The 26,857-nt window shown below is 56.1% G+C and carries 25 protein-coding genes; 8 read left to right on the top strand and 17 right to left on the bottom strand.

The genetic code is table 11. From position 1 onward, the window contains the following. Positions 1–193: 193 nt before the first annotated feature. Positions 194–2,851 carry an alanine--tRNA ligase gene (gene alaS, locus ABLO27_RS15550; protein WP_353033851.1) on the top strand — a complete coding sequence of 886 codons (2,658 nt, stop codon included), beginning with the start codon at positions 194–196 and terminating at the stop codon, positions 2,849–2,851. A gap of 58 nt (positions 2,852–2,909) precedes the next feature. Here the strand turns inward: alaS and ABLO27_RS15545 are convergent, their stop codons facing one another. Then, the gene (locus tag ABLO27_RS15545) at positions 2,910–3,881 is read right to left on the bottom strand and encodes a glycerophosphodiester phosphodiesterase family protein (RefSeq protein WP_353033850.1); all 972 of its coding nucleotides are present in this window, start codon (positions 3,879–3,881) and stop codon (positions 2,910–2,912) included. A gap of 286 nt (positions 3,882–4,167) precedes the next feature. Here ABLO27_RS15545 and ABLO27_RS15540 point away from each other — a divergent pair, with 286 nt between their 5' ends. Beyond that, a complete protein-coding gene (locus tag ABLO27_RS15540; protein ID WP_353033849.1) occupies positions 4,168–5,391 on the top strand; it encodes a GGDEF domain-containing protein in 1,224 nt (407 codons plus the stop codon). Positions 5,392–5,468: 77 nt separating this feature from the next. Here ABLO27_RS15540 and ABLO27_RS15535 read toward each other — a convergent pair whose 3' ends face one another. Beyond that, positions 5,469–5,594 (bottom strand): hypothetical protein, encoded by a 126-nt coding sequence (locus ABLO27_RS15535; RefSeq protein ID WP_353033848.1) that lies wholly within the window; start codon positions 5,592–5,594, stop codon positions 5,469–5,471. A 206-nt stretch (positions 5,595–5,800) separates the two neighbouring features. Between ABLO27_RS15535 and ABLO27_RS15530 the strand changes: the two genes are divergently transcribed. Then, complete coding sequence (locus ABLO27_RS15530; protein ID WP_353033847.1) at positions 5,801–7,087, top strand: cyclic nucleotide-gated ion channel; 1,287 nt, start codon at positions 5,801–5,803, stop codon at positions 7,085–7,087. 71 nt (positions 7,088–7,158) lie between these two features. Here the strand turns inward: ABLO27_RS15530 and ABLO27_RS15525 are convergent, their stop codons facing one another. The 13 genes from ABLO27_RS15525 to ABLO27_RS15465 all read right to left on the bottom strand — a co-directional run bounded on the left by ABLO27_RS15525 (position 7,159) and on the right by ABLO27_RS15465 (position 17,490). After that, positions 7,159–7,617 (bottom strand): cupin domain-containing protein, encoded by a 459-nt coding sequence (locus ABLO27_RS15525; protein ID WP_353033846.1) that lies wholly within the window; start codon positions 7,615–7,617, stop codon positions 7,159–7,161. Positions 7,618–7,687: 70 nt separating this feature from the next. Continuing rightward, positions 7,688–8,161 carry a hypothetical protein gene (locus ABLO27_RS15520; protein ID WP_353033845.1) on the bottom strand — a complete coding sequence of 158 codons (474 nt, stop codon included), beginning with the start codon at positions 8,159–8,161 and terminating at the stop codon, positions 7,688–7,690. A 165-nt stretch (positions 8,162–8,326) separates the two neighbouring features. After that, positions 8,327–8,965, bottom strand: a complete 639-nt coding sequence (locus ABLO27_RS15515) for a glutathione S-transferase family protein (RefSeq protein WP_353033844.1) — start codon at positions 8,963–8,965, stop codon at positions 8,327–8,329. Continuing rightward, positions 8,962–9,768, bottom strand: coding sequence for an ABC transporter permease (locus tag ABLO27_RS15510; protein WP_353033843.1), 807 nt, complete (start codon positions 9,766–9,768; stop codon positions 8,962–8,964). Before ABLO27_RS15510 ends, ABLO27_RS15515 begins: the two co-directional genes overlap by 4 nt. Beyond that, entirely contained in the window at positions 9,765–10,373 is a 609-nt protein-coding gene (locus ABLO27_RS15505) for an ABC transporter ATP-binding protein (protein ID WP_353033842.1), read from the bottom strand. Before ABLO27_RS15505 ends, ABLO27_RS15510 begins: the two co-directional genes overlap by 4 nt. Before the next feature lie 156 nt (positions 10,374–10,529). Beyond that, positions 10,530–11,747, bottom strand: coding sequence for an NADP-dependent isocitrate dehydrogenase (locus ABLO27_RS15500; RefSeq protein WP_353033841.1), 1,218 nt, complete (start codon positions 11,745–11,747; stop codon positions 10,530–10,532). A gap of 181 nt (positions 11,748–11,928) precedes the next feature. Further along, a complete protein-coding gene (locus tag ABLO27_RS15495) occupies positions 11,929–12,708 on the bottom strand; it encodes a substrate-binding periplasmic protein (protein ID WP_353033840.1) in 780 nt (259 codons plus the stop codon). 402 nt (positions 12,709–13,110) lie between these two features. After that, entirely contained in the window at positions 13,111–13,341 is a 231-nt protein-coding gene (locus tag ABLO27_RS15490) for a hypothetical protein (protein WP_353033839.1), read from the bottom strand. Between the two features lie 385 nt (positions 13,342–13,726). Next, positions 13,727–14,371 (bottom strand): peptide chain release factor H, encoded by a 645-nt coding sequence (prfH, locus tag ABLO27_RS15485; RefSeq protein WP_353033838.1) that lies wholly within the window; start codon positions 14,369–14,371, stop codon positions 13,727–13,729. Beyond that, positions 14,368–15,564: an RNA ligase RtcB family protein gene (locus ABLO27_RS15480; protein WP_353033837.1), complete on the bottom strand. Its 1,197-nt coding sequence runs from the start codon at positions 15,562–15,564 to the stop codon at positions 14,368–14,370. The genes prfH and ABLO27_RS15480 overlap by 4 nt, the downstream gene beginning before the upstream one ends. Positions 15,565–15,856: 292 nt before the next feature. After that, positions 15,857–16,192, bottom strand: coding sequence for a PAS domain-containing protein (locus ABLO27_RS15475; RefSeq protein ID WP_353033836.1), 336 nt, complete (start codon positions 16,190–16,192; stop codon positions 15,857–15,859). A 225-nt stretch (positions 16,193–16,417) separates the two neighbouring features. Next, positions 16,418–16,903: a YHS domain-containing (seleno)protein gene (locus tag ABLO27_RS15470; RefSeq protein ID WP_353033835.1), complete on the bottom strand. Its 486-nt coding sequence runs from the start codon at positions 16,901–16,903 to the stop codon at positions 16,418–16,420. A gap of 215 nt (positions 16,904–17,118) precedes the next feature. After that, positions 17,119–17,490 carry a hypothetical protein gene (locus ABLO27_RS15465; protein ID WP_353033834.1) on the bottom strand — a complete coding sequence of 124 codons (372 nt, stop codon included), beginning with the start codon at positions 17,488–17,490 and terminating at the stop codon, positions 17,119–17,121. Between the two features lie 182 nt (positions 17,491–17,672). Here ABLO27_RS15465 and ABLO27_RS15460 point away from each other — a divergent pair, with 182 nt between their 5' ends. Beyond that, a complete protein-coding gene (locus tag ABLO27_RS15460) occupies positions 17,673–18,626 on the top strand; it encodes an AraC family transcriptional regulator (RefSeq protein ID WP_353033833.1) in 954 nt (317 codons plus the stop codon). Positions 18,627–18,765: 139 nt separating this feature from the next. Here the strand turns inward: ABLO27_RS15460 and ABLO27_RS15455 are convergent, their stop codons facing one another. Beyond that, positions 18,766–20,982 carry an NADP-dependent isocitrate dehydrogenase gene (locus ABLO27_RS15455; RefSeq protein WP_425328922.1) on the bottom strand — a complete coding sequence of 739 codons (2,217 nt, stop codon included), beginning with the start codon at positions 20,980–20,982 and terminating at the stop codon, positions 18,766–18,768. A gap of 639 nt (positions 20,983–21,621) precedes the next feature. On the opposite strand from ABLO27_RS15455, the gene ABLO27_RS15450 reads away from it, so the two are divergent. From ABLO27_RS15450 to murI, 4 genes are all read left to right on the top strand, one after another. Then, positions 21,622–22,086, top strand: a complete 465-nt coding sequence (locus tag ABLO27_RS15450) for a hypothetical protein (protein WP_353033831.1) — start codon at positions 21,622–21,624, stop codon at positions 22,084–22,086. Further along, positions 22,083–22,793, top strand: coding sequence for an adenylate/guanylate cyclase domain-containing protein (locus tag ABLO27_RS15445; protein WP_353033830.1), 711 nt, complete (start codon positions 22,083–22,085; stop codon positions 22,791–22,793). The genes ABLO27_RS15450 and ABLO27_RS15445 overlap by 4 nt, the downstream gene beginning before the upstream one ends. A 77-nt stretch (positions 22,794–22,870) precedes the next feature. Further along, positions 22,871–23,683: an RNA methyltransferase gene (locus ABLO27_RS15440; protein ID WP_353033829.1), complete on the top strand. Its 813-nt coding sequence runs from the start codon at positions 22,871–22,873 to the stop codon at positions 23,681–23,683. Positions 23,684–23,692: 9 nt separating this feature from the next. Beyond that, positions 23,693–24,490 carry a glutamate racemase gene (gene murI / locus ABLO27_RS15435; protein WP_353035042.1) on the top strand — a complete coding sequence of 266 codons (798 nt, stop codon included), beginning with the start codon at positions 23,693–23,695 and terminating at the stop codon, positions 24,488–24,490. Here murI and ABLO27_RS15430 read toward each other — a convergent pair. After that, complete coding sequence (locus tag ABLO27_RS15430) at positions 24,487–26,283, bottom strand: EAL domain-containing protein (RefSeq protein WP_353033828.1); 1,797 nt, start codon at positions 26,281–26,283, stop codon at positions 24,487–24,489. The genes murI and ABLO27_RS15430 overlap by 4 nt on opposite strands. Positions 26,284–26,857 lie beyond the last annotated feature (574 nt).

The raw sequence follows: 26,857 nt of genomic DNA, 5'->3' as shown, positions 1-26,857 counted from the left end.
TGCCGGCGAGCATACGTGACGGATCTTGCAGAAATTCTGCAGGTTTCCTCGGCGGTGCAGGTGTGCAACCGCTGGACAGGGTCTGAGCTCAAAGTTAAAAGGCTGTTCCGGCACGGATCCGTTGAACGATCCGAAGCCCTTACAGAATTTCAACAGGCCCCGTTTTCCGGGCCCGGACCGATGCGAGACCCGAATGACCGGCGTAAATGAAATCCGCTCCGCGTTTCTGGACTATTTTGACAAGAACGACCACGAGGTCGTTGAGTCCGGACCACTGGTGCCACGCAACGATCCAACGCTGATGTTTGCAAACGCGGGCATGAACCAGTTCAAGAATGTCTTCACCGGACTGGAAACGCGCGACTACTCTCGCGCGGTGACATCGCAGAAATGCGTTCGCGCCGGCGGCAAGCACAACGACCTGGACAATGTCGGCTATACCGCCCGGCACCACACGTTCTTCGAAATGCTCGGGAACTTTTCCTTTGGCGACTATTTCAAGGACCGGGCGATCGAACTTGCCTGGAACCTGATCACCAAGGAATTTGGCCTTCCAAAGGACAAGTTGCTTGTGACCGTCTATTCCGAGGATGATCAGGCATTCGACCTTTGGAAGAAAATCGGCGGACTGAGCGAAGACAAGATCATACGCATTCCGACCTCGGACAATTTCTGGTCCATGGGTGATACCGGTCCTTGCGGTCCGTGTTCTGAAATCTTCTACGATCATGGCGATCACATCTGGGGTGGCCCTCCAGGCTCTGCAGAAGAAGACGGCGACCGTTTCATCGAGATCTGGAATCTCGTCTTCATGCAGTATGAGCAGACTGCCGATGAACGTCTCAACCTGCCGCGGCCGTCCATCGACACCGGCATGGGCATCGAGCGCATCGCTGCCGTGATGCAGGGCGTGCACAACAACTACGAGATCGATCTCTTCAAGGCTCTGATTTCGGCGTCCGAGCATGCGACAGGCGTAGAGGCGGAAGGAGCTGCTCTTGGCAGTCACCGCGTAATTGCAGACCATCTGCGTTCCACCAGCTTTCTGATTGCCGATGGGGTTCTGCCGTCCAATGAGGGCAGAGGCTATGTCCTGCGCCGCATCATGCGTCGCGGCATGCGGCATGCGCATCTTCTTGGCGCCAGCGAACCGCTGATGCACAAGCTCGTTCCCGCACTGGTGCGTGAGATGGGACGTGCCTATCCTGAACTGGTTCGGGCCGAAGACCTGATCACTGAAACCCTGAAGCTGGAAGAAACCCGTTTCCGCAAGACCCTCGAGCGTGGTCTTGGTCTGCTTGACAGTGCAACTGAAGACCTGACAGCGGGCGGACAGCTGGATGGCGAGACTGCCTTCAAGCTTTACGACACTTACGGTTTCCCGCTCGACCTGACCCAGGACGCCCTTCGCGCCCGGGACATCTCTGTCGACACTGATGGTTTCGATACGGCAATGGAGCGGCAGAAGGCAGAAGCGCGTGCTGCCTGGTCCGGTTCCGGGGGAGCTGCGACCGAAGCTGTCTGGTTTGCCTTGAAGGAAAAGCACGGTGCCACCGACTTCCTTGGCTATGAGACCGAGGTTGCGGAAGGTGAAGTTGTCGCCCTTGCCTCGGACGACAAGGAAATCGACAAGCTGTCGGCAGGCGAAAGCGGATATGTCATTCTCAACCAAACACCGTTCTATGGTGAAAGCGGTGGTCAGGTTGGCGATACCGGTTTCATGTCGGGAACTGACCTGAAGATTAAGGTCACCAACACCCAGAAGAAGGCAGACGGCCTCTTCGTGCACAGCGTCACGGTCGAGGAAGGTGAATTGGTGCCGGGACTGGCACTTGAGCTGCAGGTCGACCATGACCGTCGTAGTGCCGTCCGCTCCAACCACTCAGCGACGCACCTTGTCCACGAAGCTCTGCGTGAAGTGCTCGGAACGCATGTGGCACAGAAGGGATCTCTGGTGTCGCCTGATCGTCTGCGCTTCGATTTTTCCCATCCCAAGCCGATGAGTGATGACGAGCTGGCTGTCGTTGAAACATACGCCAACGAAATCGTCCTGCAGAATGCTCCGGTCGAAACCAGGTTGATGGCCGTTGATGATGCGATCGAAGCCGGTGCCATGGCACTCTTCGGCGAGAAGTACGGTGATGAAGTCCGCGTGGTTTCCATGGGAACCGCATTGCACGGCCCGAAAGAAGGCAAACCCTATTCGGCGGAACTGTGCGGTGGTACCCATGTTCGGCGCACTGGTGATATCGGTCTGGTGACTTTGGTGTCTGAAGGTGCTGTTGCGGCCGGGGTTCGCCGTATTGAGGCGCTAACCGGTGCCGAGGCACGGTCCTACCTCGACGCGCAAGACAAGCGCATGCGTGAGATTGCAGGTATCCTCAAGATCGGCGCCGATGATGTGCCGGCACGTGTCGCACAGCTCGTTGAAGAACGCCGCAAGCTCGAAAAAGAACTGGCGGATGCCAAGAAGAAACTCGCCATGGGTGGTGGTGGCAATGGCGGAGCTCCCGTCAAGGACGCTGGCGCTTTCAAGCTGATGGCGCGCACTGTTGAAGGCATCAATCCGAAAGACCTGAAAGGCATGGCCGACGAGGCCAAGGCCCAACTCGGCTCAGGCGTGATTGTGCTGATCAATGTTGCCGACGACGGCAAGGCCGCAATTGTGACTGCGGTTACGCAGGACCTGACCGAAAAGGTCAACGCCGTCGATCTGGTTCGCATCGGATCGGAGGCTCTGGGCGGACGGGGCGGTGGCGGCCGTCCTGACATGGCTCAGGCCGGTGGTCCCGACGGCTCCAAGGCGGACACGGCAATTGAAGCTATTCAGACCCATCTGACCAGCTTGTAAGGCTGGATCGCAATCCAAACTGGATTTTCGAAAAGGGCGGGGCAAAGGCATCCCGCCCTTATTTTTTGGACGGCTTGGCTGCCAAGCTCGGACCGATGACTTCAATCTTGTTGGTCCACACATAGCCTGGGAAATTGTCGGGAACCGATTGAAGCTGATCAAGGCTGTCAATGCCGCCTGATCCGTTGGGCGGCCCCGCCAGAACGATCTCGGTGTCGTGGTCGTTCATTCTTTTCAGGAACCTGTTGGGCCATCCCCAAAGCCAGGGCGCGTAGTTCGATGGAACCAGGATCTGGCGGCCCCGGCAGGGCTGCGGAACGTAGCCTGACCAACCTACGGCTATGTATTCCTTGAGACAGGTTTTGGTGTCGGCTTTCGTGAAATTGCGCATACCCGGAACCAATTTTCCCATCTGCCGGGTTGGTTCTTCGCCGCCATAGACGCCCCAGACACGCGGTCTCCAACCGGGATGAGCAGCTAGAAGCTTTTCAAGTTGTTGAGCCTCCCTTGCGTCCTTGCTTTTGAAATTGATCAGAAACTGCCCATCGGGAAATGCATCCAGGACTTCCGCAAGGGAGGGAATGCCGCCGTACGATTTGCCTCGAAACGGGAAGCTCTTGCCGCCATCGGCTGTGTATCCGTAGCCGATATTGATGGATTTCAGCTCGCTGAGGCTGTGGTCGCGGGTGACACCGCTTGCATTCGTTCTGCAATCAAGGGTCCAGTCGTGGAATACGGCGAACTTCCCGTCTGTGGTGGGATGGACATCGAGCTCGACAATATCGGCGCCTGCCGAAAAGGCAGCTGCCATCGAGGGAAGGGTGTTTTCCAGAAATGCATGTTCGGGAGGATGGATTCGCGTCGCTGTGCAGGTGTCGCGATCGAGACCCTTGCGATCGTATGTCTGATGAACACCCCTGTGGGAGATGACCTTCATCTCACCGTCATGCATTGACGGGGCGAGCCAGGAAGCGTTGACGAGGTAAAGAACCAGCGTCATTGCCAGAAAGAAAAGAAGCAGTCGTTTCATCGCTGAGCTAGACAGATTTTCCAGTGTGAAAACGTCTCAAGCCTGAGTGGGAACTGTGGCTGCGCCGTGGCCCATTGAAGGAATAGTTGCGATTTGTGCCTCCTACACTCCTCTGGCCATGCTGAACTCTTCAGTCCAATCGCAGTGCCGCGCGCGCGGAAATTCCGCTTGGTCAAATTCAACTGTTGCCAAGGGTCACGTTTGCGTCAAAGGAGTGTTGTCTTGAAACGCGAGTCGGCTCATGGTCCTGCCAGTATTGGATGGGCAGGCTGAAAGGAGTGAACACGTGGAGCTGATATTGTCAGTGCCTGCCGTGTTGCTGTGCCTTTCCACCGTCTACGTTTTCTTTCTTGTTGTTGTCAGCGCTGCGCTCAGGTCCAATTTCCGGTCGACCTACCTCAGGTTCTGGGCATTCACTTTCTGGGCCCCTGCGGTCGGCGGCGTCTTGATCGTCCTGCGGCCTTTCGGTCCCGAGTGGATGAGCGAATATGCCGGCTGCATGCTGTTCCTGGTCGGGCTGTCATGTGCGTGGCTTGGAGTTCGATCATTCTTCGGCAGAAGGCCGCCATGGTTGTTCGCCTTCGCGGTTGTTTTCGGTCTGGTTCCGGTTGGATTTGTTTACGACCAGTCCATCGAAACCATGGCGCTCAATCGCCAGCTCTACATATTTTCGGCCGCCGCGCTTTTTTATGCGTTGGCTGCCATTGAGATTTTTCGCGGCAAGGCGGGAGAAGTGCTGCCGGGGCGCAAGGCGGGTGTTCTCGTCTTTACCAGCTTTGCTGTATTGCACCTTGTCGTTCTACCGTTTCCCGTCTGGATGCCGATTGGGTTCACGGACAAGCTACCGGTCTCCAGCTGGCTGTTTGTTCTGATCGTCCTGTCCTTGCTTCACACTGTTGCTGCCGTTTTCGTTTGCCTGTTGCTGGCAAAGGAGCGGGCAGAAGCCAAGGTGCAGGCAATGGCGGATACGGATGTTCTGACCGGGTTGAACAATCGCAGGGCCTTCATCAGGCGTGTAGATGCGCAGCTGAAGGATCCTGAGGAAGGGAAAGGGACGCTGCTGCTTCTCGATCTGGATCATTTCAAGCGGATCAATGATCGCCATGGTCACCAGGGAGGCGACAAGGTACTGGTCGGGTTCGCCGAATTTCTGAAGTCGTTTGCCGGCAAGAACGCAATCCTGGGGCGGATCGGCGGTGAGGAATTCGCAGTCTTTATCAACGGGCGCGTTGGAGAGGAACTGGATCTCCTGGCGCAAAAGGTCTGTCTGGGGGCTTCCATTCTCAAGATTGATCCCGATGAGGCGGACATTGCCTTTACAACAAGTGCCGGACTCACGGACACGAAAGTGTCGGGCAAAGTGTTCGAACGGCTTTACGACCACGCGGACAAGGCGCTCTATAAGGCCAAACGGCGCGGACGGAACCAGGCATGCCGCTATGTGAAATCGAGCCAACACAGGGCAACGCCGCAGAATCGGGAAAGTGCGGAAGTTCGCCTGTCGGCCTGATGGTCGAGCGGTGTTCGAGGCAAAATGAAAAAGCGCGCCCGTGAGGCACGCTTTTTTCATTAGGGGTCGCGGAATTCTTAGTGAGCGATCGCAGTTATTGCCAAGGCAGCGGCTGCAAGAAAGGTCGACGTAATCAACATTTTCAGAACGATATGATGGGGGGTCGTTTCCGCAGCGCGAACTTTGTCTGTTTCAAAAGTCATTTTTCCCTCCTCAAAGAGCGGTGGTTACCCTTCTAGAGATGGGCCCTGCGACAATTTTGCCCAATCACGATCCGGCAACGTAACCTCACGGCTTCGCGCGCAGGACGTGAAACGCAGCGGCAGTTGGATTTGAATTTAACTATTGTAAGGTTATTCAAGAAGATACGGCCCGGGTAAGGGGCCTGTTTCGAACAACGGAGTGCAGCGTGCACGGCCAGGACTTCAAGCGAGTGCTCTATGAAGTGCTCGAAGACACGGGAAAAAGGAGGGTGGCGGCGCGTACGCTGCGACATGTCCTTGTGTTTCTCATTCTCGCCAACATCGTTCTGGCGGTTTTGGAAACGGTTCCTGCGATCCGGGCGACTTTCGGTCACCATCTGCGCTTCCTGCAACTCGGAAGCGGCTTTATCTTCCTGATCGAATATATTCTGCGCCTCTATGTGGCCGACATGCATCCGCCATTGCGCCGATATGGCCCGGTCTGGTCGCGCCTGCGCTACGCCGTTCATCCGGATGCCATCGTTGATCTCATCGGCGCATTGCCGCTGCTCTTCGTCCTGTTCCTGCCCAATCAGGCGGTAACTGTTGTCGTCATCCTGCGTTTGCTGCGGTTTCTGAAACTTGCAAGGTATTCGCCGGCCCTGCGTTCGCTCATTTCGGCAGTTGTGGCCGAGCGGAAGGCGCTGATCGGCTCCAGCATGATCATTCTCGGCGTGATCCTTATGGCGGCGACGCTGATGTACCTGATCGAACACAGTGTGCAGCCGGAGAAATTCCGCAGCATTCTGCACGGCATCTACTGGGCCATCACCACGGTTACGACTGTCGGTTACGGGGACGTTGTACCGGTCAGCAATCTGGGCAAGGTGGTTGGCAGCGTCGTCATGCTGATGGGCTACGGCCTGATTGCCTTGCCGGTGGGCATCATAGCCTCTGCCTTTGCAAGAGAGATCCACAGCAGGGATTTTGTGGTGACGTGGTCGATGGTGGCGCGCGTCCCTTTGTTTGAAGACCTCAAGGCGACGGAAATCGCGGAAGTGGCAAAACTTCTACAGGCGCAAAGCGTGAAAAAGGGCGGGACGATTGCCGAAAAGGGCGATGTGGCTGATCGCATGTATTTCATCTCCGATGGGGAAGTGGAGATCAAGCTTCAGCACGACACGATCTATCTTGGCGAAGGTAATTTTTTTGGCGAACTCGCGCTGATCAACCAGACCCGCCGGACCGCGAATGTGGTTGCCTATCGGGATTGCCAGCTCCTGGTTCTGGAGGCGGACGCGCTTCAGCAACTCATGGACCGGGACGAAGCACTGGCCAAGAAAATCATGGCCGAGGCGCGTGAAAGGGTTGCTGCCGGGAAAAAAGTTCTGGGTGAATTGGCTGAAGAAGAACTGCAGCAAGCCGGTGTCTATGCCTCCGCCGAGGATGCCAGGGAAGAGCCTGAACTGTCGTTCCAGGAAGAACTGTCTCCGGACAAGGATCCGGCGAAATAACTACTGGAGCAGGGGCTTAGGCAAGGAACGCGAGCTTTGCCTACAAGCAGCCTGGCTGACCCGTTCTTCCCTCAATCGATCTTGCAGGCTGCGCCCACTCTCGGTGCATCTCTGATTTGAATGACCATCAGGACGCAGGGTTCGTTTCCAACGACACCCGACAGGTGTCCCTCCCGGCCGCTCGCATCAGGTTTTGCCAACTGGTCTTCTCCGAAGGAAAGTTGGCCGGGACCCATCTCGACGCGGGTGCCATCCATGCTCTCGACGAACCAGGTTCCGGACAAGGGAACGATCCATTGGGGCTGCGGATTGCGGTGCCAATTGAGTGTTCCCGGTTGAAGCACAAGGATCGTGATGTCTTCCGGGTTTGCTGCGAGCCGTTTTACCCACAGGTCCTTGGCCGGAGGTGCAAAGGTTTTGAGTTCAAGGTGCTCGAACCGGCAATGAGTCTGGTGAGTGATGCCGTCGGCGTCACTCCAAAGGTGCCAATATCCGGCATCGGGGGAGTGGGGCTCTGTAGTGTCACTCATCGAGATCCTCCAGTTCGGGCAGGGCCTTGCTGATACTGTGCTTCCGCAAGACCTTGGAAAGAGGCGCGGTTCAGTAGGGTGTCAGTCCCGGTGGCAGCTGTGCATAGAGCGGATCTCCCACCCAGAAGACATCGGTTGGACCGACGACGAAATCGACCAGATTCCAGCGGTTGTAGCGGTACACCAGCAAGGCATATGTGGTCAGGTCGTCCATGAATTCCGCCTGATTGGCATAAGAAGTGAAACGCAAGTCTATTGCACCGCCTCCAGGGCGTTGCGGGTCGACCCGAGCGAACGCCCAGCCATTGCCTGACCGCATCCAGCCGACGACGAATTCAACAGGCGGGCCAACGCGGACTTCCACCAGCGGACGAATAGTATCCAGTATGGCTTTGCGTTCCGCTGATCCACGGGCCGGTTCATAAACAGATTGGGCGCTGGCGACTGAAACCAGGCAAGCAAGTAACGCTGCACTCAAGGAAAATATAATAAGCTTTTGAATTCTTGTCGTAATTTTTTCTGCTTCAGAAAATGATTCAAGCACGGCAACCTCCATCGCGGGTTGTCTTAAAACAATGATTGGAACGCTAGCACGAAATTCACGGGATTGCCCGGCCTGCGGCAAACGCTGCTCCCAATCGAACGGGAGGCCGTTGCCAAAGCTCGTTGATGAGCGCAAGCAACGCGATGATTGACCCAGGCTTGTCGGCTAGTCTTTTTCGCCGGGTTGTGTTGCCTGGAAGCTTTCCCGCTTTTTGAAGGTCTGCAACCAGTTCTGTAGCCCGGGTGCGCTTTCCATCATTCTTGCACCTTCCGGCGACTGCTGAAACAGGTTGAGCATCGGTGCCGCATGGCAGTCGGCAAGCGTCAGTTGATGGCCCAATAGGAAATCACCTTTCTGCTTCAGGTCCTCCAATGCCTGGATAATTGTTCGTGCCGGTCCCAGAGCCGAAGCAATCCTGGCTTCGTCCGCCTCAGAGCCGTCACGTGTTTTCGCGACTCGCTCAACGAAGATGTCCCATACAAGCGTCCGGTAGGCGTAAGTGTCGAGGATCGACAGGAACTGCATCATCCTCGCGCGGGACCTCGGATCTTCCGGTTGCAGGAGCGGACCGTCAAAAGCTTCGTCCACATAGCGCAGGATTGCAGCTGTCTCAAAGAGTGAAAAATCATCGTGTTGCAGCGCCGGTATCTTGCCGAAAGGCTGTCGTTTGAGATGTTCCTCCGGTGGCCCTTCGGCGGCAAACACATCGACAGGTATCAGAGTGTAGGGAACGCCCTTTTCCTCAATCGCCAATCTGGCGGAGCGCACGTAAACCGAATAGTCAGCACCAAAGAGTTCGATCATGATGTTCCTCCGCTCAAGCGATCAAGGCGCAACCTGTGTCTTCTGTCTGTCAGCCGCCACAGACTGCAAAATGTTGCGCCAATAACACCCAGGCCGGTCGAACCGCCCAGCAGGAACATCACCAGCAGCTGGTATTTCACCGCCTCCTGAGGGTCGACGCCTGACAGGATCTGGCCGGTCATCATTCCTGGCAGGGAAACGACACCGGTCGCCGCCATGGAGTTGATGATGGGAGTGAAACCGGAACGCAGGGACAGGCGCGCGGCGGGCCGGGTTGCCTCCCAGCGGGTTCGCCCGAGCAACAGTTGAGCCTCAACATCCCGCTTGCCTTTGGCCAGGGTTGTGTGAAGCGTGTCGAGCCCCAGACTGACGCCCGTCATGGTGTTGCCGAGAACCATGCCGAAGAGAGGCAGGGCGTATTGCGGCGACCAAACCGGATCCGGACGGATCGGCCCGGCCAGACCGTATACGGTGATCAGACCACCGGCGACCAGCATGGCGCCTGTGCCCAGCCCAGGTCCCCACAGACCTTTCAACCGTCTGTCTTGCCGTGCCCAGATTTCCCGCCCTGCAAAGGCCAGCATCACAGCTGCTGCTAGCAGTGTCCACAAAAGGGACCCGGCGAAGAAAATCGCTTTGAGGATCAAGCCAACAAGAAGCAGCTGCACCGTCATGCGCAAAGCTGAAACAATCAATGTTCGCGCCAGTCCGAGATTGAGCGCAATGGAAAAGATGGCATTCAGAAGCAGGAAGACCGAAGCGGCAACCAGATCCCAATAGGTAAGTACCTGATATCCGGTCACTGGGCCGCCCCCTGCGCCTTGTCTGCGGAAAGTCTGCCTGCTTCCATGCGAAATCGCTGGGCGCCGAGCCGTTCCGGCTGCGCAGGATCGTGTGTCACAAGCAGCATTGCGCATCTTTCGGTCAGCCGGGACTTCAGAAGCGTTTCCACAAGTGTGACTGACGCCGGATCGAGTGCAGAGGTCGGTTCGTCCAGCAACAAGACATCCGGGTCAAGCTGCAAGGCTCTGACGAGAGCAAGGCGTTGGCGTTCACCGGTTGAAAGCCTGGAAACCTCCCAGGATAGCGCATCTTGCAGGCCCACCGCCGCCAGCAAGGTCTGAAGGTTTGGCGAGGCAATGAAATGGTCGTTCACACGCTCAGACCACCAACCGCTTTCTGCCGGGACGTAGGACACTTTTCGGCGCCATTCAGGGGCCTGAAAGGTTTCCCTTGTCTTGCCGTTCAGTGAAACTCTGCCTTCGCTTTCGTCAAGATCGGTGATTGCGCGCAAAAAAAGGGATTTTCCCGCACCGGAGGGACCAGAGATCGTCTTGCAGGACCCGCTTTCAAGGGTCAAATCGATCGGGCCGATGAGCGGTGTCTTCAGCTGTTCGATCGTCAACACCGGCAAACTCCTTGTCCCTGACGATTCGAACAGTAGTGCAGTCGATCAAAAACGGGCAAGCGTCTGGAAAAGCTCTAGCGCCGGATCTTTCACGTAAAAGAATGCGCTCCGATGCAAACCTTCGTAGCGCTTGTACAATTTGCTCTGAGCCCGGACTTAGAGATCCGCCATCGCCTTCTGCAGGTTCTCGTCGATCTTGTCGAGGAAGCCGGTGGTGGTCATCCAGCCCTGGTCCGGTCCAACGAGCAAGGCAAGATCCTTGGTCATGTAGCCCGACTCAACGGTCTTGATGCAGACGCTTTCCAGCGTTTTGGCAAAACGGGCGAGCTTGTCGTTTCCATCGAGCTTTGCCCGGTGCGCCAGACCACGGGTCCAGGCAAAAATGGAGGCGATGGAGTTGGTCGAAGTGCTTTCACCCTTTTCGTGCTGGCGGTAGTGGCGAGTGACTGTTCCGTGTGCGGCTTCGGCTTCCACGGTCTTGCCGTCAGGCGTCATCAGAACAGAGGTCATCAGGCCAAGGGATCCGAATCCTTGCGCCACCGTGTCGGACTGGACATCGCCGTCATAGTTCTTGCATGCCCAAACATAGCCACCGGACCATTTGAGAGCAGAAGCTACCATGTCATCGATCAGACGGTGCTCGTACCAGATGCCGGCATCCGCGAATTTCTCCTTGAATTCGGCGTCATAGATCTCCTGGAACAGATCCTTGAAGCGGCCGTCATAGGCCTTCAGGATCGTGTTCTTGGTCGACAGATAGCAAGGCACCTTGCGCTGCAAGGCGTAATTCAAGGAAGCGCGGGCAAAGTCGCGAATGGAGTCATCAAGATTGTACATTGCCATCGCAACGCCCGCAGAAGGCGCATCGTAGACATCGCGTTCGATGACGGTGCCATCGTCACCCACGAACTTGATGGTCAGTTTGCCTTTTCCGGGGAAGGTGAAATCGGTCGCGCGATACTGGTCACCAAATGCGTGACGGCCGACGATGATCGGTTGGGTCCAGCCCGGTACCAGGCGAGGCACGTTCTGCATGATAATCGGTTCACGGAAGATGACGCCTCCGAGGATGTTCCGGATGGTGCCGTTGGGCGAGCGATACATGCGCTTCAGGCCGAATTCCTCGACGCGGGCTTCATCCGGGGTGATGGTCGCGCATTTGATGCCGACGCCATGTTCCTTGATTGCGTTGGCCGCATCGACGGTGATCTGATCGTCGGTTTCGTCACGTTTCTGAATTGAAAGGTCGTAATAAAGGAGGTCGATATCGAGATACGGGTGGATCAGCTTGTCCTTGATGAACTGCCAGATGATGCGAGTCATTTCATCGCCATCGAGTTCAACTACCGGATTGTCGACTTTGATCTTTGCCATGGTGCGATCTGCCTTGCGAATTTAAAGAGCTGGGAGCAGCGAGAGAATTTCACGGGTTTCAGTTTTACCGGAAATCAATTGTGTGCGCTTGTATACAATTTGTTGCAACCAAGCAAGAACTGCTTTTCCCGAAGTCTATGAATAGCCAGATCCGCTTCGGCTCAACGACCGAAAGTGGGCATTACTTGTCAGCCAACGACGCCAGAAACAGCGATTTCCTGATCTCAAGGCTTGGCAGCGCCTGGCGAAGCCGCTGCCATGCGGCGCGTTTGGGGCTCTTTCTGGAGAAGGCCAGGTAAATGTTCGACATGCCCATCGGTGTCTCGAATGGTTCAACACCTTCGATCCCAATCATGTCGGCCGTCCAAAGCGTCATCAGCCTGGGAGCAACAAAGGCGTCAAGACGTCCGTGATGAACGGCGTTAATGAGCTGCCTGACATTGTCTCGCGGTTCCACGTAGGCCTGACCGCCTTCCTCCAGTAGGCGAAACTTCGGGTGCATGCGCCCCTTTGCGATCTTTCCAATGCGCAATCCTTTCAGATCACTGACATTTCCGGAAAACGAAAACTCCGGGTTCCGGTTTGCGAACACCATCATCTCGAACCGGGTGATGGGAGCATGAGGATACTCCAGCCATGCCTCACGTTCAGGAGTGTGGACGACCGGGAAAATCAGGTCGGCGCGGCCATTCTTCGCTTCCAGCTGAGCGCGGGGCCAGTTCGTGACCACAAAATTGACCGGTACGCCAGACTTTCTGGAGGCATCCCTGACCAGTTCCACCAGCAGTCCGGTCGGGTTCCCGGTTTCGTCGGAGTAAAAGTAGGGTGGGGCTTCAAAACCGGTAATGATTAGCTGATCGGGCCCGGCAAGAGCGATCTTGCTCTGATGAAACAGAAGCGATAGGCCAAATATGGCAGCCAGAACGAGGCGCGAGGCAAAGTTGGAACCAATTGCAGTCAATTTATCGCCCGGGTTTTGGAAACAGATTGAGTAGGGCCAAGAATGAAGCGCTTGATTGCTTCAGAAAAATGTCAGTTCAGTATGGGACTGGTATCAGAGAAAACCGGCCTGAAACTTGCCTCTGGTCAAGTCGCAGCGTTTTCCGCGTTTCAATCGGGAACTGTCAGAAAAACTTGTTTTTGAATTTCATGGGGTGTGTGACCTGGCGCTGCGCCTCGCAGCGACCTGTTCGACTGGCAGCACACGGAATGTCTGCATGAAAATCCCGGCAGGAGTGCACCTTGAGTCAGAGCGGAAGATGGCACCCGCGGCTCCAGGAGCGAGAAGACCGCGGGGCAAAGGTTGCTGCCGGGCGGACGGTACCGCGGGGCAAATCCTTTTGGAATGGGGGACTTCCAGTTCCTACTTGGCAACCGATTGGCTGATTTCCGTAATAATTCCGAAGGCAACTGCCGCCAGAACTTTCAAAATACCGCTGTCAATTGCCTCGGCACTTGTTGAAGTACCCAGAAACAGTCCGGGTCTGGGCTCCGTTACGAAGCCGGTAGAAACACCAAATCCGAGTGCGATTTGAATACAGCCCAGAGCAAATACAATTCCGGCGATTAACGTTCCCAATTTCGTATATGGCATTGCGAAGTCTCTCGAAGTGTTTCGATATTATTTGATGATTACTCAGTAGTTTAAGTTGTGCAAGAGTTTAATCTGAATACCCTAAATATCGAAAACTTTAATAAAAGTCGGTTTCATTGCAATTTTCGATGAGTGATTGATATTTCGTTAGAATTACACTTGAGATGCGTTAACATTTCCCGGATTTGCTTGTTGATCAATCGCACCTTTGTGAAATTTCGGGCAGTGCGATGCAATCTGGACCACGCGCTATGCGTGTCGGAAGGCCCGGAGCGATTGGTTCATGCCGTTGTGGCAGCAGAAAGGGCGGTCCGATGCCGCCCTTTCAGTTTGAAGATGTGTTTGCACGGCCAGCACGCGATGCGTTCTCCCTCGAGGAAATTCCTCATTTGGCCCGTTCAGTGAATCTGGGACCTTTGAAGACACGTACCGGATTTCCGCGTTCAAGCTGCTTGTGCATCATGTTCCGGGCAGCCTTATCTCTGGCCTGTGTCTCCTGCTTCTTGAGGAGAAATCTGGCATTGAGACGTTCCATGGCCACCTGGCGGTTTCGGTGCTGCGAGCGTTCGTCGGTGGACACTGCTGAAATCCCGGATGGAAGATGGGTTATCCGGACACCGCTATCCGTCGTGTTCTGATGTTGCCCACCGGGGCCGCCGGATCGAAAGGTCTCGATCCTGAGATCGCTCCTTTGCAGATTTTCTTCAGGCGCCTCCACTGTGGCGACCGCATAAACGCCGATAAACCAGTTCTGTCTTTTGTGGTTCGGCCGGAAGGGGCTGGCGCAGATCCATTGAACAGTTCCCATCCAGCGTCTGGCGAACTGCTCCGCGCAGTTTCCCATCAGGATTACAAGTGCTGAAGCGGGCTCTTTCCCGCACTCGTTTTCGGGAAAGGTGACGGTAAACCGCAATCCGGATTCGAGGGCTTCTCGCTCCAGACGCTGCAAAACAAGCGCAACGGCACGCCTGCATTCGCGAGGTCCGTCACCGCTTGTCACCAACAGACGAGATCTCTCATTCTGGCTCATCGCATTGCCCTCCGGTCAGCCAACCGGCGACGCTTGTTCTGCCGGGCATTTTCAAGATCGTCTGGAACTGCCTTCTTGAAGGTCAACAGTGGTTTCAGGCTTGCGACCGGTGTCGCCAGACCCGCGATTTGCAGCTCTTTCAGCACGGTTGCAGGGTCCTTGTAGGCACCGGGAGCTTCTTCGATCAGAAGCTGACGGTCCTCGCAGATCACCATGCCGCCAAAGGAGGTGCGGGTGAGATTTTCCCGTTCGGACTTCGTAACACCAACGCGCCCGGTCATGGATCGGCGATCGTATTTTCGTCCGCTGCCATGGGCAAGGGAGGCAAGGGCTTCCGGTTTGTCCCTGGCGGGTTTCAAGAGAGAGCTCAAGGCAGCGCGGGAACCTGCGAGGGGGACGAGTGGAAGGTCAGCCTTCGCCGCGCCTTTCCTGTGCAGATATGCGCCGGAAACGCGTTCGATCAGGTTGTGTGGAGCGTCTGATATCAGACGGACCTCACAACGCAGTTGCTCTGCCGCACGCTCAGCAATGAGCACCCGGTTGAGACATGCCCATCGAACAGCCAGATTGTGAGCTTCGAGATAGGTCAGGCCAATGTCACTCTTATCGCTCAGTCCGGAAAAGTGATCCTGAACCGACGAAAACACCGACATGCCGAGGGAACGGGAGCCGGAGTGCACTAGCAGGACCAGATCTCCAGGCGAAAGATCAGCCTTGGACAGGGCCTCTGCATCCGTGATCGTCTCAACAGTTTGCAGTTCGCAGAAGTGATTTCCGCCGCCGATGGACCCCAATGCCTGCGGATGCAGGTTGTCCGGAAGTCCAGCGTTGCGCAACCTCGCTTGAGGATCGCCGTCCCATGGCCCCTCGAGCGCGCGCAATCTCCTTGCTGCCTTGTCCAGTCTTAATTTTCGGGACTTTAGGCTCAGAGCAAATAGCGACATGCCGCAGCCGATATCGTTGCCGATAAGCTGCGGATAGATGCGATCGGCCAGGACAGCGCTGCCGACAGGACCGTATTTTCCCGGATGCAGATCAGGGAAAGCAGCGATGCTGATAACACCGTTTAATGCTGCTGCAAATTCAAGCTGATCTTCTGCTGCTCCTTCGATCCAGGAGCGGTCGGAGTAGAATTTTCGGATAGGCGCGGTGCCGCTCGGCAGCGCGTCGCCTTCCAAACTGGAAGTGCCCATGTTGGGTACCTTTTTGAAAACGGGTAAGGCATCAGGTGCAAGCCAGACTTGCCCTGGTTTTCCTCAGCCGCACCGCACATGCGGGTTAGCGAAGGGGTGCCGCCTCTTGGGGCGTGCGGTGCATGATCGTCATGTCCGGGATCCCGTTTTCAAAAAATTGTTTGCTGCTTCTGGAGCAACTGCCAGCCAAGTAGGGTGTTTCAGCCACATTCGCAAGCTTAACCAGGCAACCAGACTGTGGTTGCTGGAAAGTGTTGCTGCTCGGCAACGGCTCTATAGAAGCGCTGGGCTCTTATTCCTCAATGACAAACGAAATGCCGAATGTGCATTTCACGCCATCAAGTTCGCCCGGCCATTTGGTGACATTCAAAGTGGCTTCGCCCTTGGAGGACTTGTGAACCAGTTCGTGCATGTATCCTGGCTTGCCCGAGGCGAGCACCTTGTTGTCGTGTGCCACAAGCACTTCAGCGGTGTCGGCCCAGGGGAGTTCACTGTCTTTCTTGCCGACAACGGAGCCTCCGGCAAATTCGTTGATTGTGTTGTTGCCAAATATGTAAACGCCGTCTTCGTTTTTCGCCCAGAAGATGACCGGAAATGAATTCGTGATGTGCAATTCTGCGGATTTCATAAATCATTCCTCCCTGTGACATGTGCCGACCTCGGGTGGACAAGACCTGTCCAGAAACAAGTACCTAGAGGGGAAGAGCGAGACAGCAAGACGAAGGGGCAGAGGCTTCGGCTCTTTCAAGCTAAGACGGGCGCGCAACTCGTGCGCGCCCGGTGCAGCAAGTCCGGATCAGCTCGGTTTCATGGGGGGCGGATTGAAAGCGAGACTGACCTCTGACCGGAAGCCTTATAGATCCTTGGCGGCGGTGGTGCGGATCTGCTTCCAGTTCTCTGCTGCCTTTGCGATGGTCCCGGCTTCATCCTTCTGGAATTCACGGAAGATCTCTTCGTTCAGAAAGAGGTACAGCTTGTCATCAACGATCGCTGCGTATTGCGGGTCGCCGTCAAATTTCTTGCCGACGGAAACTCCGAATGTGCAGAAGCCGCCATTTTGCGGCAGATAGGCCGCCGGATTGGCAGAGAACTTGTCCATCGTTTCCTTGGAGGCAAAGTAATAGGCGACACCATCGTGAACGGCCGTGTGACGGGCCGTGCCATCGATGCGGTTGCCCAAATTGACAAAGGCAACGGGATCAACCCCATGCAGGCCGAGCGGGGCACCGGCAGCGGTGAGGCCGCTTGAGGTGTTGTACTCGTCTGCAGAGAAAGCCGGGCTGGACATGCTCGCCATGCTCAAGAGAGCGGCAGCTACGAGGGTTTTGGTCAGGGGCATTGAAATTCTCCTTGTTCGGGACTTGGTGAAAGCTGCTGGCCTGCTGACCAGCTGCAGACACTTTGCGTCCGAACATCCGTTTTCTCCATGCGCGAAACCCCTCCAGACTTTGCAGATCGTCCGGATGGGTGCGCAAAGAAAAACACCGGCCAATGACCGGTGTTTTTTTGAGTGCTCGCAGATGATCTACGGCGATGCGACTGGCTGAAGTTGAATCAGGCTGCCTGTGCTTCAGCCATTTCCGGTTTGTGAAGCGAAACCACGGTCAGGACCGCGAGGGCATTCACGATGTAGTAGGCAAAATCAATTCCCGAAAAACCGAGAACAAAGGGAGCTGCCAGGAAAACGACACCGACTGCGAAGTCGACAATCAGATGGAACGAATAAGGCACTACGCGAATGAGACCTGTTTCATGATCGGTCAACACGGTCAGGATCAAGGCTGCGATCCCGGTGGTGACCGACAGCCAGAAGGCCAGAGAGTTCGACTGACCAAGATTAAGCAGCATGGGAAGTGCAATCAGGCCCAGGGCGACGGGGTAGTCCAAATAGGCATGAATGGTTTTGGTGACGAAGCGGATGTTCATTTCTTAACTCCTCGGGTTTGAGTAACAGGAGGCCGTTGCCTCTCGAGGAGAAAGATGTTCCGATCACTCCGTTTGATCTATGCACGAAAGTCCCCGAAAATTGACTGATCGTCCGGGAGGCTTGCGTGTTGGGGATTTCACCTACAAAACTCTGCTATCCGCCTTGGTATTGATGGAACAGCATGAAACACGACGCACTGAGTCAGATCCTGGATGCGCTGAAACTGCGCGGATCGATCTATTTTCACACCAACTTCTCGCCGCCCTGGGCTGTACAGGTGCCGGCCTTCGGGAACGTGGCCCGATTTCACATGGCCATGCGCGGTTCCTGCTGGTTGGCGGTTGAGGGACATGCGAAACCCATCTACCTCGCCACAGGTGATTTGGTCGTCATTCCGCATGGCGCTGCGCATGTTCTGTGTGACGAACTTGGGCGCGAGGCGACCTCCGTGGACCAGGTGTTGCAGCAGACCGGTTACAACGGCGAAGGCGCTCTCTTTTTCGGAGGTCCGGAAGAGGAACAGAGTTGCAAGTTGTTCTGTGGCCATTTCGAGTTTGAAGACGGATCCGTGCATCCAATCCTCAAGGCTTTGCCAAACGTCATTCATGTTCCGAACACCCAGACCATGAATGCGTTCTGGCTGGAGGCGGTGATGCGCTTTGTGGCCAGCGAGGTACGCGCGACCATGCCGGGATCCGATGCGATCATTCACCGGCTGACAGAGATCATCTTCATTCAGGTGGTGCGCACGTTCGTGGATCAGGAAGGCGACAAGGCCGGATGTCTGGCAGCGGTCCTCAATCCGAAGCTGGGACGCAGCATGTCCCAGATCCACCTGGCGCCGGAAAAACCCTGGACTGTTGAAACGCTCGCGCGTGAGGCAGGCATGTCCCGCACGGTCTTTGCCGAACGTTTCACGGATCTCGTCGGCATGACACCACTTGCCTACGTCACCCATTGGCGAATGGAACAGGCGCGGAGGGAAATCAGGGATACGGATCTGCCGCTGATCGATATCGCCGAGAACATCGGCTACAACTCGGAAGCCGCCTTCAACCGGGCGTTCAAGCGTCAGTTCAATCTGACACCCGGGCAGTTGAGACGTACCGGAGCAGGTTTACCGGCTGAACAGTGACGCAATTTGTCCAGTCAGATTTGGTGTCTGTCGAGCTTCGCTGAGTGCGTGCCGATGCTCGACACTCTCTTACTGCGTTCGTTGTTGCACAAAAAAGGGCGGCCAATGCCGCCCTTTTCAGATCGTATGTTCGTCAGTCTTATCCGATGATGCCGTTCAGCGTATCACTTGGGCGCATGACGGCATCGACCTTGGCCTGCGGGGCGTGATAGTAGCCACCAGTATCGGCCGGGGAGCCTTGAACACCGTTGAGTTCGCCGACGATTTTGTCTTCGTTGGAGGACAGGGCTTCGGCGATTGGTGCGAACTGGGCTTTCAGATCCGCGTCATCATCCTGTGCCGCCAGCGCCTGTGCCCAGTAAAGGGCGATATAGAAGTGGCTGCCGCGGTTATCCAGGCCGCCGACCTTGCGGGCCGGGGACTTGTCATTGTCGAGCAGACCTTCGATGGCCTTGTCGAGTGCGTCGGCAAGTACCTGTGCCTTCTTGTTGCCCTTGACGTTGGCAAGATGCTCCAGCGATGCGCCGAGGGCGCAGAACTCGCCGAGCGAGTCCCAACGCAGGTAGTTTTCTTCCTGCAGCTGCTGCACGTGCTTCGGCGCAGAACCGCCGGCACCTGTTTCGAACAGACCGCCACCGTTCATCAGCGGCACGATGGAAAGCATCTTCGCAGACGTGCCGACTTCCAGGATCGGATAGAGGTCAGTCAGGTAGTCACGCAGAACGTTACCGGTGATGGAGATTGTGTCTTCGCCACGTGCGATGCGCTCGGTGGAGTATTTGGCAGCATCTGTAGGAGCCATGATCTGCAGATCGAGACCGGATGTGTCGTGCTCCGGTAGGTAAGCCTTGACCTTCTTGATGAGTTCCGCGTCATGCGCACGGTCTTCGTTGAGCCAGAAGACGCCCGGCATGCCTGACAGGCGCGAACGGGTGACGCCGAGCTTGACCCAGTCGCGGATCGGTGCGTCCTTGGTGCGGCATGCACGCCAGATGTCGCCTTCTTCCACTTCGTGCTCAAGCAGAGTGTTGCCGGCCTCATCAACGATGCGGATTGTGCCGTCGGCAGGTGCCTTGAAGGTCTGCGGATGCGAGCCGTATTCCTCGGCCTTTTGAGCCATCAGGCCGACATTCGGCACGGTGCCCATCTTTGCCGGATCGAGAGCGCCATTTTCGCGGCAGAAGTCGATGACGGCGGAGTACACACCAGCATAGGAACTGTCCGGAATGACGCATTTTGCGTCGGCTTCCTTGCCGTCCGGGCCCCAGCCCTTGCCGCCGGCACGGATCAGCGCAGGCATGGAGGCGTCAATGATGACGTCGGAAGAGACATGCAGGTTGGTGATGCCCTTGTCGGAGTTCACCATGTACATGGCCGGGCCATTGTCCAGCGCTGCCTTGATGTCGGCTTCGACTTCTTCTTTCTTGCCGGCGGGCAGGGTTGCGACTTTCGCTTCCAGATCACCGATGCCGAGATCCGGATTGACACCCAGCTCCGCAAACGTGGCTGCATGCTTTTCGAAGACATCCTTCAGGAATACCCTGACGCAGTGACCGAAGATGATCGGGTCGGAGACCTTCATCATGGTCGCCTTCATATGCAGCGAAAACAGGATGCCTTGATCCTTGGCGTCCTGGATTTCCTTTTCCAGGAACGCGGAAAGGGCCTTCGCGCTCATGTAGGTGGCGTCGATGACGTCGCCTTCTTCCAGCGGCCAGTCAGACTTGAGGACGGTTAGGTCGCCGCCTTTGGCGTCGAATTCAATCTTGGCGGTTCCGGTGGATTCAGCCGGAACGGTCAGTGACTTCTCGTTGGAGCGGAAGTCGTTCTCGCCCATGGTGGCAACATGGGTCTTTGAGGAAGACACCCATTCACCCATGCGGTGCGGGTTCTTCTTGGCGTATTCCTTGACGGCTTTCGGCGCGCGGCGGTCGGAGTTGCCCTCACGCAGAACCGGGTTCACCGCAGACCCCTTGATGGCGTCGTATTTCGCTTTGACGGTCTTTTCTTCATCCGTCTTCGGCTCTGCCGGATAGTCGGGAAGCTTGTAGCCCTGGGATTGCAGTTCCTTGATGGCCGCGTTCAGCTGCGGCTGGGATGCGGAAATGTTCGGCAGCTTGATGACGTTTGCGTCCGGCTGCTTCACCATCTGACCGAGTTCGGCCAGGTCGTCGGACTGTTTCTGCTCGTCGGTCAGGTATTCCGGGAAATTCGCCAGAATGCGGCCTGCGAGAGAAATGTCCCTTGTTCCGATGGTCAGCCCGGCTGCCTTGGTGAAGGAGCGGATGATCGGCAGGAACGAGGCGCTTGCCAGTTCCGGTGCTTCGTCGACCTTGGTGTAGATGATATCGGCCATAACTCTCACATTTCCTAGCGTTCGAAGTGTGGTCGGTGAGGGCAGGGAGGTGCCCCCGGACGGGATTTCGTGATGCGTATACAATTGTACGCAATCAATTGCCAGCCCTTCAAAGGACGTATCGGCAGGAAGTTGAGGGCGTTTTAGCAAACGCGGGGGAAAAGGCAATTGGGGACGGGGAGGACAAGCGTTGGAAACGAGCCTGGAAGGTCAGCCTGATCGAAAAGCGCAATCCCGATTGGGACGATCTCTATTCAAAGCTTACTTAGCTTGAATTGTCATCCCGGACGCAGCGAAGCGAAGGTCCGGGATCCAGTATGCGGTTGAGTTTCGAACCAGGCTTCTGTGTTCAGTGACTACTGGATCCCTGCCTGCGCAGGGATGGCAAGGCAGAAGTATTGGGCATCATTTCGTTGATATTGCGAGACCGAGATTCTGATTGAAAAGTTCAAGTGGTGTTGGTGTTCACATAGATTGTCATCCCGGACGCAGCGAAGCGGAGATCCGGGATCCAGCAATCGGCTACCCATCGGACCGGGTCTCAGATGTTCCGATTGTTCCAAGCCTGATTTCACTCGGATTGCAAGACTGGCTAGAATGGGTGTGAAACCCTCTGCTTGCCAGGCACGGAGACCTGACTTGATCGACACCCAAAAACTGGACGACCTGTTCTGGTGGATGCTCGACGGGGCGCGGCCGAGTGCGGATGCGCGGGAGATTGTGACAGGGATCTGCGACCGGCTTGAAGCTGCCGGCGTGCCGGTCGAGAGGTTTGCGCTTTTCATCTATACGCTCCATCCCAACCTGCAGGGCCGGCGGATACGCTGGTTGGCAGGTGAGGGCGTCGACATGTCGGACGCGGATATGGCTGCATTTGACGGTGCCGAATACCACGACAATCCGCTGCCGACGGTTCTGAAAACCGGCAGGATCTGCGGCGCAGGTTGTGTGACCCTGACTGTCCAGACGATTTCCTCATTCTCAAGCAGTTTCGGGAGGAGGGCGTCACAGATTATTTGGTCCAACCGCTCTTCTTTACTACCGGAGAAACCCATCTCGTCAGCTGGGCCACCAGGGCGGATGGAGGTTTTGATGATGAGATGATGTCTGCGCTGGAGCGTATCCGGTTGCCACTCGCCCGACTGACCGAAACTTATATGTTGCGGCTGAATGCAGCCAATCTGCTGTCCGCCTATGTCGGTCGCGACAGCGGTTATCGCATTCTGTCCGGACGGGTTCACCGTGGCGATATTGAGGAAATTTCCGCCTGCGTTGTTTTTGCGGACCTGGTCGCGTTCACGCGCTTTTCCAACTCGGCGACTGCCGAACAGGTTCTTGCGCGTCTCAACAGGTTCTATGACAGTCTTGTGCCTCCCATTGTTGAAGAAGGCGGTGAGATACTGAAGTTCATGGGAGACGGACTTCTCGCCATCTTCCCGATCACCGAAGAGAATGGCGAGAAGGCTGCTTGCGACCATGCACTAAGTGCCTTGGCGAAAGCTTCCGGAGGGGTGGATAAACCGGTCTTTTCCGATAGTTCGCCGCCGTTCCGCGCGGCTGTCCATATCGGGCCGCTGCAATATGGGAACATCGGGGCATCCGATCGACTGGACTTCACCGCAATTGGGCCGACGGTCAATCTGGCGGCCAGGCTGCTGTCCTCCGCGGTGCTGGTCAATGGCCAAACCGTCGTGTCCGAAAAGGTCGCCGATCTTGTTGGAGTTTCCAGAGACAAGGGAACACTGTTTGAACTCAAGGGGTTTGACCGAACCCAGGCCATCATTCCCGTGCGGGAAATGCCAAAGGCCTGATCGGAGGGTGCGGTGAACAAGGAAATCCGCTCCAAGCAACTTTTCAATCCCGTTAGAAACAGCTACACCCCGGCTTCATGAGCAAGAATGCAAAAATCAGAGAAGAAGCCCGCGCTATCACGGCAAAGCCGCCTGCGGTGATCCTGTGCGAGCCTCAGCTTGGCGAGAATATCGGCACCGCGGCCCGGGCCATGGCCAATTTCGGTCTGGTGGATCTCAGGATCGTCAATCCGCGCGATGGCTGGCCAAGCGAGAAGGCGCGTGCAGCTGCCAGCCGGGCCGATCACGTTATCGACAAGGTACAGGTATTCGAGAGCGTTGAAGACGCAATCGCAGACCTGCAATTCGTCTATGCGACCACGGCGCGCTCCCGCGAAGTGCCGAAGCCGGTTCGAGGGCCGGATGAAGCTGCCAGGAAAGCTGTTGAACTTGGGGAGAAGGGAAGCGCGACCGGCTATCTCTTCGGGCGGGAACGCTGGGGGCTCAACAACGAGGAAGTCGCGCTTGCCGACGAGATCGTGACTTTGCCTGTTGATCCCGATTTTGCATCGCTCAATATCGCACAGGCAGTGCTTGTCTGCTCCTACGAATGGCGCAAGACTGCGTCATCAGGGGCTTTGCCGTTCATCTTGTCAGAGGAAGAGCACCCGCCTGCGCAAAAAGATGACCTGTTGCGTTTCTTCGAGCATCTTGAAAATGCGCTGGACAAGGCAACATTTTTCCGGCCACCGGAGCGGCGGCCGCATATGGTCCGGACGCTTCGCAATATTTTTCAGAAGGCGGAGCTTACCGAGCAGGAAGTGCGGGCGCTGCGAGGTGTCGTTGCATCACTGGAAAAACGTGAAACCCGCCCACGCAAGGAGCGTGGTGCACCTGACAATCAGGAATGAGGTGACATGATGAGCCCATCAAGACCGGTTCTGATTTTCGATTCTGGTCTGGGTGGGCTGACGGTTCTGCGCGAGGCCCGCTATCTGCTGCCTTATGAGCCGTTGCTCTATGTTGCGGATGACGCAGCATTTCCAATCGGCCGTTGGCAGGAAGGTGAACTTAGATCCCGCCTGCTGACACTCTTTGAGGAGCTGATCGGAGCCTATCAGCCGAAGGCGGTTGTGATTGCCTGCAACACCGCCTTTACCCTGGCCGGCGAAGCATTGCGTGCCGCTCATCCGGATGTGCCGTTCGTCGGCACCGTTCCGGCCATCAAACCGGCTGCGGAGCAGACGTCTTCCGGTTTGATTTCGGTGCTGGCGACACCTGGAACCGTCCGACGAACCTATACCCGCAGCCTCATCGACAGTTTTGCCAGCCAATGCCATGTGCGACTTGTTGGGTCCGATGCACTGGCCGAGCTTGCCGAAAAACACCTTCGGGGAGAAATGGTTTCCGACGAGGAGTTGGGTCAGGAAATCGCAGGATGCTTTCTGGAACAGGATGGCAGGCGTACGGACATAGTTGTGCTCGCCTGCACACATTATCCGTTTCTGGCCAATCGCTTCCGCAAGATCGCTCCCTGGCCGGTCGACTGGCTGGATCCGGCCGAGGCGATTGCCCGTCAGCTGGTGCGGGTCCTGGAAAACAAGGAGGCAGGGGCTCCGACGGAAACCCGGGATGACGCGCTGTTTACGTCCAATCCGCAAGACCGCGGGCTGGAAAGGCTTCTCGCCGGGTTCGGCTTGCACTTGATCAAGCGCTAGGCGGCCAGGCTTTTCACCACCAGACCATCATCCGATCTCTTGGCAGCAAGTTTCAGCTGCATGATCTCGTCATTGAGTGTGTCAGGATGAATTGTCATTCCCTTGGGCAGGCTCAGAATGGATATGGAGCACTGCAAAAGCGGAAATTGTCTTGTCGTGCCGAAACGGTCCTGGGCCTCGATATAGCCGCGCTCCCGGTGCTCCGGTTCGTAGAAGCTCTCCACATCCAGCCGGAACGCCCGTTTCAGTGCCAGCATTCGGGCGGCAGCGTCCGTCTGGTCCGTGTTGTGGAAACCGGCGAAGAAGTCATCGCCGCCGATATGGCCGAAAAACGTGCCGGTGCCGGAAATGTGCCGCTGCAGCAGTTCGCTGAATAGAATGATCGCGCGGTCACCCTGACGGAAACCATAGGTATCGTTGAAGGGCTTGAAGTTATCGAAATCCAGGTAACACAGGTGGCGGTCCTGCGAGCTCTTCTTCGCCATGTCGGAGATAAAGCGTGTTATCGCACCGTTGCCGGGTAATCGGGTGAGCGGGTTCTGGTCCTGTGCTTCCTGCAGTCTTTTCTCGTGAATGATCTTCAAAAGAGAAGTTGCGGACAGGAAGCCGGCATAGCGGAAATTCTCTGTGATGATGATGCCGTCGGAATTGATCGACGAAGCGAAAGTCACCAGCAACATGTCGGCGTTGGAATCGATGTCGGCGATCGGACACGCGCGTACGAAGGACCGCAGGGGGAAATCAAGGGCCGCTTTTGCGTCGGCTTCGTCCGAGCCGCCAGCGTAGAGATAAGCCTTCAGGTCGCGCTCGTGGATCAGGCCGCGCGGCTCGCGATTGGCGTCCAGAACCGGGATGACATTGCCGTCCTGATTGTGCACGACCATGTCCAGCAGTTCGTTCATGGACGCGTCGAAACGAATGGTCGGCAGATCCACGAGTTCGTTGCGGATACGATCCTGTTCCTCGCGTCGCTTCCGACCGGTTCCAGGTGCTCGGACATGATCGTAAAAGAGTTTGGCACTGGTCGCTTTCTGGAACGGCTGCGCAATGAAGAATCCCTGGATAAGGTCACAGCCTGCTTCCCGGCACGCCTTGAATTCTCGCTCGGTTTCCACGCCTTCGGCAACGACCCGTGCGCCAAGAACGTGCGCGAGGTTCGCAACCGTGGTCACGAACAGTTTGCGTCTGGGGTCGCAGTCGACCCCGTTGAGGAAAAACCGGTCGATCTTGACGTAGTCCGGAGAGACATCGTGCAGAAGTTTCAGTTCGGATGAGCCTCGGCCAAAATCATCCAAAGCGACAAGAAAACCGAATTGCCTGAGGTCGTTGATTGCATGATGAGTGACGTCAGTGAAGGTTTGCCGGTGGCGCTCGGAAAACTCCAGGCAAATCTGATTGACCTGCAATCCGGTTTCTAGAACCAGGGCACTCAGTCCCATGCGTGGATCGTTTTCCTGGCCAAGGTCCCTGCCATCCAGCTTGAAGTAGAGCTTGGTGCCCTGGGCAATCCTCAGGTCGTTGAACCTATGAAGTGCCTTGCGCAGAAGACTGCATTCAAGTTCCGGCAGAAATCCCTTTTCATACGCGGCATCCACCAATCTTTCCGGCGAGTATTCGGCGACCGTTTCAGTGGTGCGGATCGTGGCCTCATAGCCATAGACAACACCCGTTCCAATATCCACGATTGGCTGGAGAGCGTAGTCGAGCAATTCAAGAATATGATCAGGCGAGTGCCATCGTATGTCGGTGGCGTCCACGTCACTCCCCAAAGCTGCAGTACAATTTGCTGACATGCCTGATCCTATTCACCGCTTGCGGCTTCCGAACGTCTGGTTTGTGATGGGGTCTCATGGTCACAGCCGTCACTGCTATTTTTCGCTATGGTTGTAACGGCGATTGCATAGTGAAAACCTGCAATTAAAAATTTCTAAATGTATGCATTATTTTCCGCGCTTTGTGAACGCAAGGTCATCTTGTGCGGCGATTTGTGTAAGGAGAACGAAAGAATAGGCAAGAGAAACCCTGAGATGTAGGTATTTCCCCTTACCCAAAACTGCTGTTGTCTCAATGCAAATTCCGACTAAATAATTCGTAGTCAGTCAGTGCATTCCTTCAACAATGTTTTGCGATGCAGTGTTTTTCCTTGTTTTTTTGGTGTGTACTTTATCGTTTTATGCAATCGGCTCCAAAGTTAAACAATAAGCTGCTTGTTTCCTTTGGTTCTCCTTGAAGTTGCCGTAGAGACTCATTTGATTATCCCGATGGAGGAAAAAGGAAGCGACTTTTGAACAAAAATGACGAATCACGAGGTCTTTGAGCATCGGCAACTGCGGATGTAACTCCAACCCGGGGTGGGGGGACACTTCC

This window comes from Roseibium sp. SCP15 (assembly GCF_040329435.1).
Lineage (GTDB): Bacteria > Pseudomonadota > Alphaproteobacteria > Rhizobiales > Stappiaceae > Roseibium.
This window is presented reverse-complemented; position numbering and strand designations above follow the sequence as displayed.